This window comes from Deltaproteobacteria bacterium (assembly GCA_015233135.1).
GTDB lineage: Bacteria > UBA10199 > UBA10199 > JADFYH01 > JADFYH01 > JADFYH01.
Genome location: JADFYH010000001.1, coordinates 127,036 through 140,510, shown reverse-complemented (window position 1 = coordinate 140,510; position 13,475 = coordinate 127,036). Strand labels below are relative to the sequence as shown.

The following is a 13,475-nucleotide window of genomic DNA, read 5'->3' as shown; positions in this document are numbered from 1 at the left end:
ATGTATGCCAAGTAAAATAGAGAAGATCGAAAATGAGGCCTTTAAATTACCCAGAAAAGACCGTGCAGACCTGGCCTCCCGACTTTTGAGTAGTTTAGAAGAGGGTTCCAAAAAAGAAATTGAAATGGCTTGGATGGAAGAAGCAGAAAGACGACTTCATCTCTATAAAGCTGGAAAGATGAAGGCTATTCCTGCTGAGAAAGTGTTTAAAGAAATTAGATCAAAATTAAAAAAGAAATTTGGATCTAAATGAGAACGATTAGATTTCTTGAAGCTGCGAAAATGGAAATGTTTCAAGTGGCCCATTATTATGCAGAACAAAAGTTACATCTGGGCGAGCAGTTTTTAGATGCTATTGATTCGGTTTTGGAATTTCTTGTTCGAAATCCAAAAATAGGTTCAAAAGAAAAATTAAATACGAGAAAATGGTCACTGAAACGTTTTCCCTATAAAGTGATTTATGCTTTTGATGATAAGGAACTCGTAGTGGCTGCGATTATGCACCAAAGCCGTAATCCAGATTATTGGCTAGGTCGATTAAAGTTTTAAATCATGGAAAAAATTCTCACACAAAATTGGAGCCTGAAAGATTCTCACACACTTGCTGTGTACGAATCGACAGGCGGCTATCAATCTCTCTCCAAACTTTTTACAATGAAGCCCGAAGAAGTGACCGAAGAAGTCAAAAAGTCTGGTCTTCGTGGCCGCGGAGGCGCTGGTTTTCCGACCGGGATGAAATGGAGTTTTATTCCCAAAGACGATTCCAAGCCCAAATATTTGTGCATCAATGCCGATGAATCGGAACCGGGTACTTTTAAAGATCGTTATATTTTGGAACTCAATCCCCATCAGCTGATTGAGGGGGCCATTGGCTGTGCTTATGCCATCGGCGCAAAAACGGTCTATTGCTATATCCGCGGGGAATTCATGTTTCCTTACGATAGACTGCAACAGGCAGTGGATGAGGCCTATGCGGGGGGATATCTAGGAAAAAATATCAAGGGCTCTGGGGTGGATGTGGATTTTTATCTGCACAAGGGTGCCGGGGCTTACATCTGTGGAGAGGAGACTGCCTTACTCGAATCTTTGGAAGGCAAACGCGGTTATCCTCGTATCAAGCCTCCCTTTCCCGCTGTCATGGGTTTGTTTGGCTGTCCTACGGTTATCAACAATGTGGAAACGATCGCGGCCGTGCCCTACATCGTGAACAAGGGTTCGGCGGCATATCGACAATATGGCACCGAAAAAAGTCCTGGTACCAAACTTTTCTGTGTATCGGGTCACGTGAAGAAACCAGGGAACTACGAAGTGCCCTTGGGCTATCCCTTAAAAAAGCTCATTGAGGAAGATTGCGGTGGAATGCGCAATGGAAAGGCCTTGAAGGCCGTGATTCCCGGAGGATCTTCCGTGCCTGTCTTGACGGCAGCGGAAGCGATGGAGGTGAACCTCGATTATGAGGCCCTTGCCGCAAAAGGAACCATGCTGGGTTCGGGCGGGGTGATCGTGATGGATGAATCGGTGTGCATGGTGAAGAGTCTGCTGAATCTCGCTCATTTTTATGCCCATGAATCTTGTGGACAATGTTCGCCTTGTCGGGAAGGAACCGGCTGGTCTTATAAAATCTTAAAACGTTTTCACGACGGAGAAGGCAGTGTGAAGGATTTGGATCTCCTCCTGGAAATTGCCGACAACATGGCGGGTAAGACAGTCTGTGTGCTCTCGGATGCTCTGGCGATGCCGATTGTGAGTCATATTAATAAATTCAGAGCGGAGTTTGAAGAGCATGTGAAACTGGGGAAGTGTCCTTTAGAGTAACTTATGCCTACACTTAAAATAGACGGAAAAGAGATTACAGTAGAACCTGGCACCCTGGTGATTGAAGCCGCATGTAGACTGGGCGTGAGTATTCCTCATTTTTGCTATCACCGCAAGCTCTCCATTGCCGGCAATTGTCGCATGTGTCTGGTAGAAGTCGAGAAGATGCCGAAGCCGCAGATTTCCTGCAATCTCCCTTGCACCGAAGGCATGGTGGTTCATACTCAGTCCGAAAATGCAAAAAAGTGGCGCAAGAATGTGCTGGAATTCATCCTCGTCAATCATCCCATTGATTGTCCGGTTTGCGATCAGGCGGGGGAATGCAAATTACACGATTATTACTTGTCCGAATCGGTCAAAGGATCTCGTTTTGAAGAGGAGAAGGTCCATAAATTAAAAAAATATGAATTAGGTCCCGAGGTGATGTTGGATGATGAGCGCTGCATCATGTGTTCGCGCTGTATTCGTTTTTGTAACGAGATCAGCAAAACCAATGAACTGGGTTTTATCCAGCGTGGAAATCATGTGGAATTGAGGCCCTTTCCCGGGAGAAAATTGGACAATGCCTATTCCGTGAATACGGTAGATATTTGTCCAGTGGGTGCCCTGACCAGCAGGGATTTTCGTTTTAAGCAGCGGGTCTGGTTTTTACAATCGGCTGATTCTATTTGTACGGGCTGTTCAACGGGCTGCAATATCAAGCTGCAACACAACAAGGGCATCGTGTATCGTTATCTTCCTCGCCAGAATGAAGCCGTCAACCAGGTGTGGCTGTGCGACAAGGGCCGCTTGAGCTATAAAGAAATCAACGACGAAAATCGTCTGCTCCTTCCTGAAAAAAAATCGGAAGGGACCTGGCAGATCATGGGTCCTGAAGGCACTCTTCTTGAACTTTCTCAAGTCTTGAAAGAAAAAGCGGCGGATTCTCTTTTGGCCATCGCCTCTGCACAGTCTTCTAACGAAAATATTTTTGCTTTTAAAAAGTTTGCACGGGCCCTCAATGCCAAGGCCGTTCTTGCGAGTTCCAGGCGTGAAGTAAAAGATCCGGACTCCGATGATTTTCTAATCAAGGCCGATAAAAATCCAAACAGTTTTGGCGTGGAAAAACTGGGTTTTAAAAAGAAGGCCAGCTTCTCGAAGGCAAAAGTCGTGTTGGTGTTGGGAGAGATGAATGAGGCAGATCAAAAGAAACTTACCGATTTGAATGCCGAATTAATTATTGTGTTTTCATCCCATAAAAATTCCTGTAGTGAACTGGCCCATTGGAAAATTCCTGTGACGCTATTTGCTGAAGAAGAAGGCAGTTTTTGCAACTTTGAAGGTCGGGTGCAAAAGTTTAACGCCGCTTTGAAGGCCAAAGGACAAATGAAACCGGCCTGGGTGTGGTTAAAAGATCTTGCCAAAAAAGTGGGAGTAGAGATGAAGTTTTCCTCGGCAGAAGAACTTTTGAAAGAAGGTTTTAAGCTGGATTATAAAGATTTGGGAGTTGAGGGAAAGGTAGTGTAACTTATGCCTGTAATCTCTATGTTTTATGGGATAGTGATTATGATGTACCCTTTCGATAATGATAAACATCATTTGCCACATGTTCATATTCGTTATCAAGAACAAGAGGCTGTGTTTTCAATTGAAACGGGTGATTTATTAGAAGGAAATCTTAGGTCTAATAAAAAAAAATTGGTTGAGGCGTGGATAGAGTTGCGCCGAGAAGATTTACTTACGGATTGGCAGCTAGCAGTGCAAGGGCATCCAATATTTAATATTGAGCCTTTGAAATAGAATTATGAAAAATCCCAGAATAAAAACCGTAAAAGCAGAATTAGGCTATGAATTGGAATTGGAATTTGATTCAGGTGAGAGAAAAAAATTTGATGTGAAGCCTTATTTGGAATTTGGTTTTTTTAAAGAGCTGAAAGACATTAATTATTTTTGTAAGGTTCGTCCTTTTATGGGAACAATACAATGGCCCCATGGGCAGGATTTTTGTCCAGATACGCTTTACGAGAAGAGTCACTAGAAATAAGAGATGGGGGAAATGCTCTTGTTACTCATTTTAGCTAAAATTATTATCCCTTTTTTCATCCTCCTCAACATGCTTCCCTTGTTGATCTGGTTGGAGAGAAAAGGCGCGGCCTATATTCAGGATCGCCGTGGACCTAACCGGGCTTCGCTGTTCGGGGTCATCCGCCTGGGTGGGCTCATTCATGCAATCACGGACGTCATCAAGTTGGTCAATAAAGAAGATATCACCCCCAGCAACGCGAATAAGTTTTTTTATTACCTGGCCCCATTTATCGCCATGAGTGTTGCCTGCGTCACCTTTGCTGTGCTTCCTTTTGCAGACTCCATTCGCTGGAATGGCGCCTGGATCACCTTTCAGGCGGCCGATTTAAATGCCGGCATTCTTTATGTGCTGTCTATTTCCTCCATCGGAATCTTTGGCATTATGCTGGGGGCCTGGAGTTCCAACAGTAAATATACCCTTCTGGGCGGCCTGCGCTCTTCCGCTCAAATGATCAGTTATGAAATTGTAATGTCGATGGCGATCATCAGTGTGTTGATGATGGCAGGTTCTCTGGAGTTGTCCAAGGTCGTTGAAAATCAGGGATCGATTCCCCTGCAGGTCTCTTTATTGGATCATTTCCCCTACCTCCATTTACAAGGTTGGAATTTTATTCGCCAACCCATTGCCTGTTTATTTTTTATTGTGGCGATGTTTGCAGAGGCCAACCGCTTACCCTTCGATTTGCCCGAGGGTGAATCCGAACTCGTGGCGGGTTATCATACCGAATACAGTTCCTTAAAATTTGCCCTCTTTTTTATGGCAGAATACGTCAATATGACCATTGCCTCGGGGGTGCTGGCGACGCTGTTTTTCGGTGGCTGGCAGATCCCTTTCATGAGCTCTGCCTACATTCGTGAAAATGCCTCAATGATACTAACCCTTGTCTTGGCGGTTTTGGCCATCACTCATGTGCTGGGAGGGGCCGTCTTGTTGAAGAAGGGAATAAAGAATATCCGAATCCGCAAATGGGGGAACGGTTGGGATTATGAACCTGCTGTGATTGGAACGGCGGCCTTGGGCTTGGGTCTGCTTTTGTCTGCGCTGCTTTATTTTTTATATCCTATTTCATTGACTGAGAATGGCGGATTGATTTTACAAGTAGTCCTTCAGGCCCTTACTTTTTTGGCAAAAATTTTATTCTTCTGCTGGGTCTTTATCTGGGTGCGCTGGACTTTACCCCGTTTTCGTTATGATCAACTGATGAACCTGGGCTGGAAGAAGATGTTGCCGATTTCTCTGCTTAATATTTTAGTGACGGGGGTTTGTCTTTTAGCGATCTAATTTATGGAACTTATACTTTTCTACATCTTTGGCGGTTTGGCCCTGGCCGGGGCTTTGGGGGTGATTCTTTTTAAGAATCCTATCAGCTCTGCTTTTTCATTGATTGCCTGTTTTTTTGGAATGGCTGCCTTGTATGCCATGATGCAGGCCCATTTCATGGCGGTGATCCAGATTCTGGTTTATACCGGCGCCATCATGGTGCTTTTTGTGTTCGTCATTATGTTGCTCAATTTGAATGTAGAGGAACTCAAGGAAAAGGTCCCTTCCCGATTTTTTTGGCTGTGCTCGATCTTTTCTTCGGTTGGAATTTTAGGGGCCCTGGCTTGTGTCTTTAAAGGTCATGAGTTGTCCATGCCTGAGGTCGATAACTTATATGGCACCATTGAGACAGCCGGTTCTTTAATGTTTCGGGAATATTGGTTCCCCTTTGAAATATTATCCGTGCTTCTCCTCGTCGCCATCATTGGCGGTGTGGTTTTAGCTAAGCGAGAGCTCTAAAATGGTAAGCTTGGAAAATTATTTATTCTTAAGTGCGGCGCTATTCTCCATAGGTCTTTTGGGCCTTATGGTTCGAAGGAACATCCTTGTGCTGTTTATGTCGGTAGAACTCCTTTTGAACGCCGCCAATTTGGCCTTCATCGCCTTTTCAAGATTCAGGGGAACTTTGGATGGCCACGTGGCCGGTTTTTTTGTCATCGCCGTCGCGGCAGCAGAAGCGGCTGTCGGATTAGCCATCGTGATTGCAATTTTTAGAAACAAAGGGACGGTACAAACCACTCATTTGAAAATGATGAAGGGATAGAATGAATTTCTCGTTTCCTCTCTATTTAATTCCATTGTTTCCATTACTGGGAGCCTTAGTGAACGGCCTTATAGCTGCTCATGTGGCCTATCGTCGTCAGAAGCCCTCCGAAAAGCTCATCAGCTTTATTGCGGTGCTTTTTCCTCTGGCTGCATTTTTTATCGCCTTGAGTGTCGCGTATCCCATACTTTCTGGTGCAGAGCATGAAACCCGAGAAACACTCTTTCAATGGATGGGTTCAGGTACCTTTCAACTCGATTTTGCCCTTCGTGTCGACAGGCTTTCTTCGATTATGGTGCTGATCGTCACCGGCATTGGAACCTTGATTCATCTCTATTCCACCTCTTATATGCACGGTGAACAAGGGTTTGCCCGTTATTTTTCCTATCTCAATCTTTTCTTGTTTGCCATGCTCATGCTCATTCTGGGTGACAATCTTCTCGTCCTCTTCCTGGGTTGGGAAGGCGTGGGGCTTTGCAGTTATCTGTTGATTGGATTCTGGTTTGACGATCCCGCCAAGGCCTCGGCCGGCAAAAAGGCCTTCGTGGTCAATCGTATCGGTGATTTTGGATTTATACTCGCGCTCTTTTTGATTTCCTCTGTGTTGCTGAAAAATCCAGAGGCGGCTTCTCAAGGGATTTTCAGTTTTCAGACCCTAGAAACCTATAAAGAATTATTGGCCCCTCTTGCGACGCTCATTTGTCTCTTTCTTTTTGTCGGCGCCTGCGGAAAATCGGCACAGATTCCCCTCTATGTCTGGTTGCCCGATGCCATGGCCGGCCCCACCCCCGTTTCAGCCCTTATCCATGCCGCAACCATGGTCACCGCCGGGGTCTACATGGTGGCGCGTCTGCACTTTTTGTTTGATCTGGCCCCTGTGGCCCGTGAAGTGATTGCCTATACCGGCGCGGCCACGGCCCTTTTTGCCGCCAGTATTGGGCTGGTGCAGCGCGATATCAAAAAGGTGCTTGCCTATTCCACGGTCTCTCAACTGGGTTATATGTTTATCGGGGTGGGCTTAGGGGCTTCTTCGGCAGGGATCTTCCATTTAGCCACTCACGCCTTCTTCAAAGCCTGTTTGTTTTTAGGATCCGGTTCAGTCATTCATGCCATGCACGGCGAACAAGATATCTTCAAAATGGGGGGTCTTAGAAAATGGATGCCGGTGACCTCGATTACCTTTTTAATTTCAACCATTGCCATTGCAGGGATTCCTCCCTTCTCGGGATTTTTCAGTAAAGATGAAATCTTGTGGCAGGCCTATTCAAGAGGCTATCCCATTATTTGGGCCATGGGGTTTGTGGCCGCTGGATTTACCGCCTTTTACATGTTTCGTCTTACCATTCTTACTTTCTTTGGAAACTGTCGGGCCGATCATCATACCCAGGAACATCTGCACGAATCCCCCTGGCAGATGACCTTTCCTTTAGTCATTCTTGCCCTGTTGGCGGCAGGAGGAGGTTTGATGGGGGTTCCCCATGTTATTTGGGGCGGCCACAATTGGATCCATCATTATTTGGAAATAGAAGGGGGATTGAACCGTGCTTTGCCTGTTTCAGAAGAAGAATTAGAGCATAGTGAAATGCTGTTTGCGATTGGCTCAGCCGTTTGGGCCCTGTTCTGGTCTTTTGTCGCAATTGCCCTTTATCGTCGTGGCCCTCAGGTCTTGGAATCCCTCGCCAACAGATTAAAGTGCCTCTACAACACCTTGATGAACAAGTACTACATCGATGAAATTTACGAGGCGCTCATTGTGACCCCCATTCATAAAATTTCTGAAACAGTACTCTGGAAGGGTTTCGATGCAGGCATTATCGACACTATTTTTGTCAATGGGACCGCAAGGGCCGCGCAATTATTGGGGCAATGTGCGGGATTATTACAAAATGGTTTGGTGAATGCCTATAGTTTGTATTTTGGTTTAGCAGTGCTGGGCTTGTTGTGGTGGGTGTTGGGGTAGAACTGATTATGAAAACAAAGAAATTTCATTTTTCAATCGATGTGATTCCTGAAGAAGATGGAAAGGGATATTACGTGGTTGTCCCTGCATTGCCAGGTTGCTTTAGCCAAGGAAATACGGTTGAAAATGCCCTAAAAAATGTTCAAGAAACAATTTCTTTACATCTTCAAGCGATGAAGAAAAATCGATTTTGAATCAAGCAGGGCTTGATTGGAAAGATATATTTTAGTGATGGAACACATACTCTCATACATTATTTTTACACCCCTCCTCTTTGCCCTGATCTTGCTGGTCGTTCCCAAAAACGCCACCAAGGTTTTAGTAGGTCTCAGCTTCTTTGCTTCACTGGTCACTCTTGCCTTGGCCCTCAAGCTTTATGTAGATTATGAACCTAGCGCGGGATTTGCTTTTGTAGAAAGCATTCGCTGGATTCGTGCCTGGAATGTCGATTACAAAGTGGGGATTGATGGAGTGAGTTTGCTGCTGGTCTTGCTCACCGCCTTTACGCTTCCCCTGGTCATTTTATTTTCGGCAGGTTCCATCCAGAAACAACACAAAGAATATTATTTTTGCCTGCTGCTTTTGCAGACGGCTATGTTGGGTACTTTTTGTGCGCTCGATCTCTTTGTGTTTTACGTGTTTTGGGAAACCATGCTCATTCCCATGTATTTGCTCATTGGGATCTGGGGAGGCGAACGACGTATTTATGCAGCACTGAAGCTCTTTCTTTATACCCTGCTGGGTTCTGTCCTCATGTTGGCGGCGATTATCTATCTTTATCTGCAGGCAGGACAAAGTTTTGATTACAGTCTTTGGCTGGAAAAAATTCATTTAGCTCCCCAGATACAAATTTGGGTATTTGCGGCCTTTGCCTTGGCCTTTGCAATCAAAGTCCCCATGTTTCCCTTACACACCTGGTTGCCCGATGCGCACGTCGAGGCGCCTACCGCGGGTTCTGTCATATTGGCGGGAATTTTACTCAAGATGGGAACCTACGGTTTTTACCGTTTTGCGATGCCTCTTTTTCCCCAGGCCTTGCATCAGGCGCAACCTTTGCTGATTACGCTTTCCGTCATTGGCATTGTCTATGGAGCGCTCGTGAGTATGGTTCAGCCGGATATCAAAAAGCTGATTGCCTACTCTTCCGTGTCGCACCTGGGTTTTGTGATGTTGGGTCTTTTGTCTCTCACGACGCAGGGGGTACAAGGCGCTGTTTATCAGATGCTCAATCACGGTATTTCTACCGGGGCGCTCTTCCTTTTGGTAGGAATGATTTATGACCGACGCCACACTCGCCTTGTTTCTGAATACGGTGGAATCGCCAAGGTCATGCCGCTTTACAGTATTTTCTTTTTAATTGTGACCTTCTCTTCCATTGGGTTACCGGGCACAAATGGCTTCGTCGGTGAGTTTTTAATTTTACTCGGCAGCTTTCAAACCCAGCCTTGGGCCGCAACGATTGCAGCCAGTGGTGTCATTTTAGCTGCCGTCTACATGTTATGGATGGTTCAGCGGGTGTTTTTTGGGCCTTTGAAGAATCCTAAAAATGAAGGCTTGAAAGACTTGGGTTTGAGGGAAACGGCAATTTTGCTGCCCCTGATCGTCCTTATCTTCTGGATGGGAGTTTATCCCAAGCCTATTTTTCAAAAGATGGAAGTTTCGGTAAATCAGTTTTTGTCTCAGGTGAAGAGGTAATTGAATGAATATAGATTGGATAATTTTTTTTTCAGGCAGTCTCCCCCTCTGGATCATCTTGGGAACGGCTTGCCTTGTGCTGATTTTAGGCCTTTTCCTTCCAAAAAAATCGACTGGGTTTTTACTGATTGCCAGTGTGGCAGGGATTTCTGGCGCTTTTTATTCTGCCATCCAATTGTGGAATGTCCATTCTTATAGCATAAGCGGGATGCTTACCGTAGATCCCTATGGCTACTTTCTTTACACCTTGCTGCTTTTTATAGCTTTACTCAGTCTTCTCGCTCTCTACGATTATTTCGAAAAGCAGAGGATTCACATTGCCGAAGTTTATTCGCTTTTTCTGTTTTGTCTCTTTGGTCTAATGTTGATGGTTTCTACCACGCATCTGCTCATATTTTTTATCGTGCTGGAGATCATGAGCCTGGCCCTTTATGTGTTGGTGGGGATTAAACGGAAAGATAGTTTTTCGAACGAAGCTGCCTTGAAATATTTTTTACTGGGTGCCATTGCCGCAGGGTTTCTGGTTTTTGGTACCGCACTCTTTTATGGAGCGACAGGGACCTTCGATTTAAAAAATGTAGAGGCGAGCCGAATTGCCGCTGCCGATTGGCCCCTTTTTAAAGTGGCCATTACCTTGATTTTTATCGCCTTCGCTTTTAAAGTCGCTGCCGTCCCCTTTCATTTCTGGACACCCGATGTCTACGAAGGAGCTCCCACGCCCATTACCGGTTTTATGTCCACTGCGGTTAAGACCGCGGCCTTTGGAGCCCTCATTCGCATACTGGCTCCTCTTTCCTACATTTCTGAACTTCCCATTTTGAAACTTTTGAGTTTCTTTACCCTTGCTACCTTGGTGGTCGCTAATTTGGTGGCGCTCAGTCAAACAAACATCAAAAGAATGCTCGCCTATTCTTCCATTGCCCATGCAGGATATATTTTGTTGGGTGTCTGTGCCGCTTATTTATCCCATTTTAGTGCGCCCTATGTAACGGCTCCCGTTTTTTATCTCTTTGCCTATTCTCTCATTACCTTGGGGGCCTTTTCCCTGGTTTCGGCCATGGCGGGGACCCGCGAAGATTTTTCGGAAATTAGTCATTACGCAGGTCTGTCTAAAAGATCTCCTCTTGCTGCGGCCCTGCTGGCCCTCTTTATGATTGCGCTGACGGGCATTCCTCCTACGGTAGGTTTCGTGGGAAAATATCTGCTCTTTAAACAGGCCTTTTCTCAAGGTTTAGTCACTTTGGTGATTACGGCTTTGGTGATGAGTGCTGTCTCTGCCTATTATTATTTGAGGGTGATTGTGGCCATGTATTTTGGTTCCAGCGAGGCAGACAATAATCAGCCTTTGAAAATTAATGGGACCCTACTGGGTGTAATTCTTTTCTGTGCCCTCTGCGTGTTTTTATTAGGCTTTGCCCCTTCGCGCTATTTGGAAAATATCGCCCTTTCGAATTTTTTGCCGTCCTTTCATTAAAGCAGGACATCCATGCTAAAAAACCTAGATGACTTTTTACTCGATAGTCTGGAGCGGAATGAAGTGGTGGGGGGCTGGGGCTTCAACTCGAACATGAATTTCACGAGCATGACCCCCGAAGAAACCAATGTCTGGTTTTTTGAGCAGGTGTTCAATTTTCTTCGCGCCTTTTTTGGCATTGTGGTGCCCGATCAACTGGAAGTCATCACCTATAATGCCACCAAACACATCAATAAGCAGAATTTGGAGCATCAAACCTTTCTAGACGAATTGATGCTGGTGATGAAGGGCTTGAATGAACCCATCTGGACTCTGAAAGTAAGTCTCAATATGGTGGGTTTTTTGCGCACCAAACACGATCCCGACAAAACCCTGCGCCTGCAAATTAAAGAACCTTGCACCTTTATTATCTGGGGCGGCCCGGACGAGACCGGTTTTCAATCGGTGACGATCAGCTACAAATTATTCTCGGCGACGGTCATCGACGACGAACCGCAGGCCTTGTGGTCCATGAATCAACCCATTTTAGAGAAGGCCCTCCGAAAATGGGAAGATCAAACCGGTCGCATCATCGACGTGGTGGATTCCAACGGGGACTTGCCCGTCTTCCGCCATGGTTTTGATAAACCTGCGCCAAGTTCCCTGACGGGAAATCTTTTTTCGGGCTTACCCAAAGTAGAAGTTTAAAAAGTCCCCTCTCCCTTGAGGGGAGAGGGTTAGGGAGAGGGTGAAATCCTGAGTGCACTGAAAGTTTCACCCTCTCCCCGACCCTCCCCCGTTCAGGGGGAGGGAGAAAGAAATATGCACATCCATCTTATCGCCATCTGCGGCACCGCCATGGGAACCCTAGCCGGCATGTTGAAGGCCAAGGGTTTTCAGGTCAGCGGCAGCGACGACAATGTTTATCCTCCCATGAGTACCCAACTTGAAAAGTGGGGTATTGCCATTCAAAAAGGTTTTTCAGCGAAAAATTTACAGCCTCAGCCCGATCTCGTCATTGTCGGCAACGCGGTTTCAAAAACGAATCCGGAAGTCGAAGCCTTGTTGCAATCCGACATCCGCTATCTCTCTCTTCCTCAGGCCTTGGGTGAATTCTTTCTGGCTGATAAAAAATCTCTCATCGCTGCGGGCACCCATGGGAAAAGTACCACCACCAGCTTACTGGCCTGGATGCTTTACGATCTGGGTTTTGATCCCAGTTTGCTCGTCGGTGCGATTCCCAAAAATTTCGATTCTTCTTTTCGCTTGGGGCAGGGCCCTTATTTTGTGATTGAAGGCGATGAATACGACACGGCCTTTTTTGATAAAGGCCCCAAGTTTTGGCATTACCGACCTTATCAGGTGATCCTCACGGGCATTGAGTTTGATCATGCCGATATTTATAAAGATTTGGAACACGTGATGAAATCCTTTGAAGGCCTGGTGGACCGCATTCCTCCCGAAGGATGCTTATATGTTTGCGGGGATAATGAGAACAATCTCAAGCTTTTGTCTCGAGCGAAGTGCAAGGTCGTCACCTATGGTCTGGGCGATAAAAATCAAATTCGTGCCACCAAGGTTCGCTTAAGTCCAAGGGGCGCTTCCTTCACGCTTGTGGAAAATGGAGTAGAACTGGGCGTGTTAGAATCCCCCATGGCGGGAAATCATAATTTGCAGAATCTGTTGGGGGTGTTGGCATTGCTGAGGAGATTACCACCCCCCAGCCCCCTCCTAATTCAGGAGGGGGAGTTACAGTCTTCCCCTCTCTTTACCAAGAATTTAAAAATAGATGCGCTCCCCCTCCTTAATAATAAGGAGGGGGTTGGGGGGTGGTCTATTCAATCCTCCCTCTCCCTCTTCCAAGGCGTCAAACGCCGCCAGGAAATCCGTGGCGTAGTGAACCACATCACCGTCATCGACGACTTTGCCCATCACCCCACGGCCATTGCCGAAACCCTGGATGCGATCCGGTCAAAATATCCCCATCAAAAAGTCTGGGCCATCTTCGAACCCCGCTCCAACACCAGTAAGCGCGCCATCTTTCAACAAGACTTCCCCAAGGCCTTGTCTCACGCGCAGGAGGTTTTACTCGCAAAAGTTTTCATGCCCGAAAAAGTGAAAGACAGCGCAGTGCTCGATGTCGAACAAGTGGCGGAAGATATTCGAAAAGCAAAAGTCCCCGCACGATCCGGCTTAGAAGTGGACGAAATAGTGAACATCGTTTCGAAAGAAGCCAAACCTGGCGATGTCTTGCTGGTGATGAGCAATGGCGGCTTTGGGGGGATACACCAGAAGTTGTTGGAGTCGTTGTAAGAACCCACGAAATCGTGGCTGCGTTTTGAAGTGAGGTCTGAACTTGCCAAGTCGTAACTTGACAAGTCTTGACTTGGCAACAGGAAGCGAT

General features: G+C 46.2%; 15 protein-coding genes. All 15 read left to right on the top strand.

The features are described from left to right. The first annotated feature begins 4 nt into the window (after positions 1–4). The 15 genes from HQM15_00700 (at position 5) to HQM15_00630 (ending at position 13,384) form a co-directional block, all read left to right on the top strand. Positions 5–253: an addiction module protein gene (locus HQM15_00700; protein MBF0491285.1), complete on the top strand. Its 249-nt coding sequence runs from the start codon at positions 5–7 to the stop codon at positions 251–253. A gap of 35 nt (positions 254–288) precedes the next feature. Continuing rightward, complete coding sequence (locus HQM15_00695; protein ID MBF0491284.1) at positions 289–549, top strand: type II toxin-antitoxin system RelE/ParE family toxin; 261 nt, start codon at positions 289–291, stop codon at positions 547–549. Positions 550–552: 3 nt separating this feature from the next. Then, complete coding sequence (gene nuoF / locus HQM15_00690; GenBank protein ID MBF0491283.1) at positions 553–1,815, top strand: NADH-quinone oxidoreductase subunit NuoF; 1,263 nt, start codon at positions 553–555, stop codon at positions 1,813–1,815. 3 nt (positions 1,816–1,818) lie between these two features. Beyond that, on the top strand, positions 1,819–3,321 hold the full coding sequence (locus HQM15_00685; GenBank protein MBF0491282.1) for a (2Fe-2S)-binding protein: 1,503 nt from the start codon (positions 1,819–1,821) through the stop codon (positions 3,319–3,321). A 3-nt stretch (positions 3,322–3,324) separates the two neighbouring features. Beyond that, positions 3,325–3,594 carry a DUF4160 domain-containing protein gene (locus tag HQM15_00680; GenBank protein ID MBF0491281.1) on the top strand — a complete coding sequence of 90 codons (270 nt, stop codon included), beginning with the start codon at positions 3,325–3,327 and terminating at the stop codon, positions 3,592–3,594. Between the two features lie 4 nt (positions 3,595–3,598). After that, on the top strand, positions 3,599–3,832 hold the full coding sequence (locus tag HQM15_00675) for a DUF2442 domain-containing protein (GenBank protein MBF0491280.1): 234 nt from the start codon (positions 3,599–3,601) through the stop codon (positions 3,830–3,832). Positions 3,833–3,850: 18 nt separating this feature from the next. Further along, entirely contained in the window at positions 3,851–5,161 is a 1,311-nt protein-coding gene (locus HQM15_00670) for an NADH-quinone oxidoreductase subunit H (protein ID MBF0491279.1), read from the top strand. 3 nt (positions 5,162–5,164) lie between these two features. Then, positions 5,165–5,659 (top strand): NADH-quinone oxidoreductase subunit J, encoded by a 495-nt coding sequence (locus HQM15_00665; protein MBF0491278.1) that lies wholly within the window; start codon positions 5,165–5,167, stop codon positions 5,657–5,659. A 1-nt stretch (position 5,660) separates the two neighbouring features. After that, positions 5,661–5,963 carry an NADH-quinone oxidoreductase subunit NuoK gene (gene nuoK / locus HQM15_00660; GenBank protein MBF0491277.1) on the top strand — a complete coding sequence of 101 codons (303 nt, stop codon included), beginning with the start codon at positions 5,661–5,663 and terminating at the stop codon, positions 5,961–5,963. 1 nt (position 5,964) lies between these two features. Next, on the top strand, positions 5,965–7,923 hold the full coding sequence (gene nuoL / locus HQM15_00655; GenBank protein MBF0491276.1) for an NADH-quinone oxidoreductase subunit L: 1,959 nt from the start codon (positions 5,965–5,967) through the stop codon (positions 7,921–7,923). Between the two features lie 8 nt (positions 7,924–7,931). Next, the gene (locus HQM15_00650; GenBank protein MBF0491275.1) at positions 7,932–8,117 is read left to right on the top strand and encodes a type II toxin-antitoxin system HicB family antitoxin; all 186 of its coding nucleotides are present in this window, start codon (positions 7,932–7,934) and stop codon (positions 8,115–8,117) included. 37 nt (positions 8,118–8,154) lie between these two features. Then, entirely contained in the window at positions 8,155–9,618 is a 1,464-nt protein-coding gene (locus tag HQM15_00645; protein ID MBF0491274.1) for an NADH-quinone oxidoreductase subunit M, read from the top strand. A 4-nt stretch (positions 9,619–9,622) separates the two neighbouring features. Continuing rightward, a complete protein-coding gene (locus tag HQM15_00640) occupies positions 9,623–11,092 on the top strand; it encodes an NADH-quinone oxidoreductase subunit N (protein MBF0491273.1) in 1,470 nt (489 codons plus the stop codon). Between the two features lie 12 nt (positions 11,093–11,104). Then, positions 11,105–11,779: a hypothetical protein gene (locus tag HQM15_00635; protein ID MBF0491272.1), complete on the top strand. Its 675-nt coding sequence runs from the start codon at positions 11,105–11,107 to the stop codon at positions 11,777–11,779. Positions 11,780–11,893: 114 nt separating this feature from the next. Beyond that, complete coding sequence (locus HQM15_00630) at positions 11,894–13,384, top strand: UDP-N-acetylmuramate--L-alanine ligase (GenBank protein ID MBF0491271.1); 1,491 nt, start codon at positions 11,894–11,896, stop codon at positions 13,382–13,384. Positions 13,385–13,475: the final 91 nt, after the last annotated feature.

Excerpts from the sequence above, each read along its gene's own strand:
- HQM15_00700 (MBF0491285.1), top strand. The coding sequence starts at position 5 with ATGCCAAGTAAAATAGAGAAGATCGAAAATGAGGCCTTTAAATTACCC.
- HQM15_00695 (MBF0491284.1), top strand. The coding sequence starts at position 289 with ATGTTTCAAGTGGCCCATTATTATGCAGAACAAAAGTTACATCTGGGC.
- nuoF (MBF0491283.1), top strand. The coding sequence starts at position 553 with ATGGAAAAAATTCTCACACAAAATTGGAGCCTGAAAGATTCTCACACA.
- HQM15_00685 (MBF0491282.1), top strand. The coding sequence starts at position 1,819 with ATGCCTACACTTAAAATAGACGGAAAAGAGATTACAGTAGAACCTGGC.
- HQM15_00680 (MBF0491281.1), top strand. The coding sequence starts at position 3,325 with ATGCCTGTAATCTCTATGTTTTATGGGATAGTGATTATGATGTACCCT.
- HQM15_00675 (MBF0491280.1), top strand. The coding sequence starts at position 3,599 with ATGAAAAATCCCAGAATAAAAACCGTAAAAGCAGAATTAGGCTATGAA.
- HQM15_00670 (MBF0491279.1), top strand. The coding sequence starts at position 3,851 with ATGCTCTTGTTACTCATTTTAGCTAAAATTATTATCCCTTTTTTCATC.
- HQM15_00665 (MBF0491278.1), top strand. The coding sequence starts at position 5,165 with ATGGAACTTATACTTTTCTACATCTTTGGCGGTTTGGCCCTGGCCGGG.
- nuoK (MBF0491277.1), top strand. The coding sequence starts at position 5,661 with ATGGTAAGCTTGGAAAATTATTTATTCTTAAGTGCGGCGCTATTCTCC.
- nuoL (MBF0491276.1), top strand. The coding sequence starts at position 5,965 with ATGAATTTCTCGTTTCCTCTCTATTTAATTCCATTGTTTCCATTACTG.
- HQM15_00650 (MBF0491275.1), top strand. The coding sequence starts at position 7,932 with ATGAAAACAAAGAAATTTCATTTTTCAATCGATGTGATTCCTGAAGAA.
- HQM15_00645 (MBF0491274.1), top strand. The coding sequence starts at position 8,155 with ATGGAACACATACTCTCATACATTATTTTTACACCCCTCCTCTTTGCC.
- HQM15_00640 (MBF0491273.1), top strand. The coding sequence starts at position 9,623 with ATGAATATAGATTGGATAATTTTTTTTTCAGGCAGTCTCCCCCTCTGG.
- HQM15_00635 (MBF0491272.1), top strand. The coding sequence starts at position 11,105 with ATGCTAAAAAACCTAGATGACTTTTTACTCGATAGTCTGGAGCGGAAT.
- HQM15_00630 (MBF0491271.1), top strand. The coding sequence starts at position 11,894 with ATGCACATCCATCTTATCGCCATCTGCGGCACCGCCATGGGAACCCTA.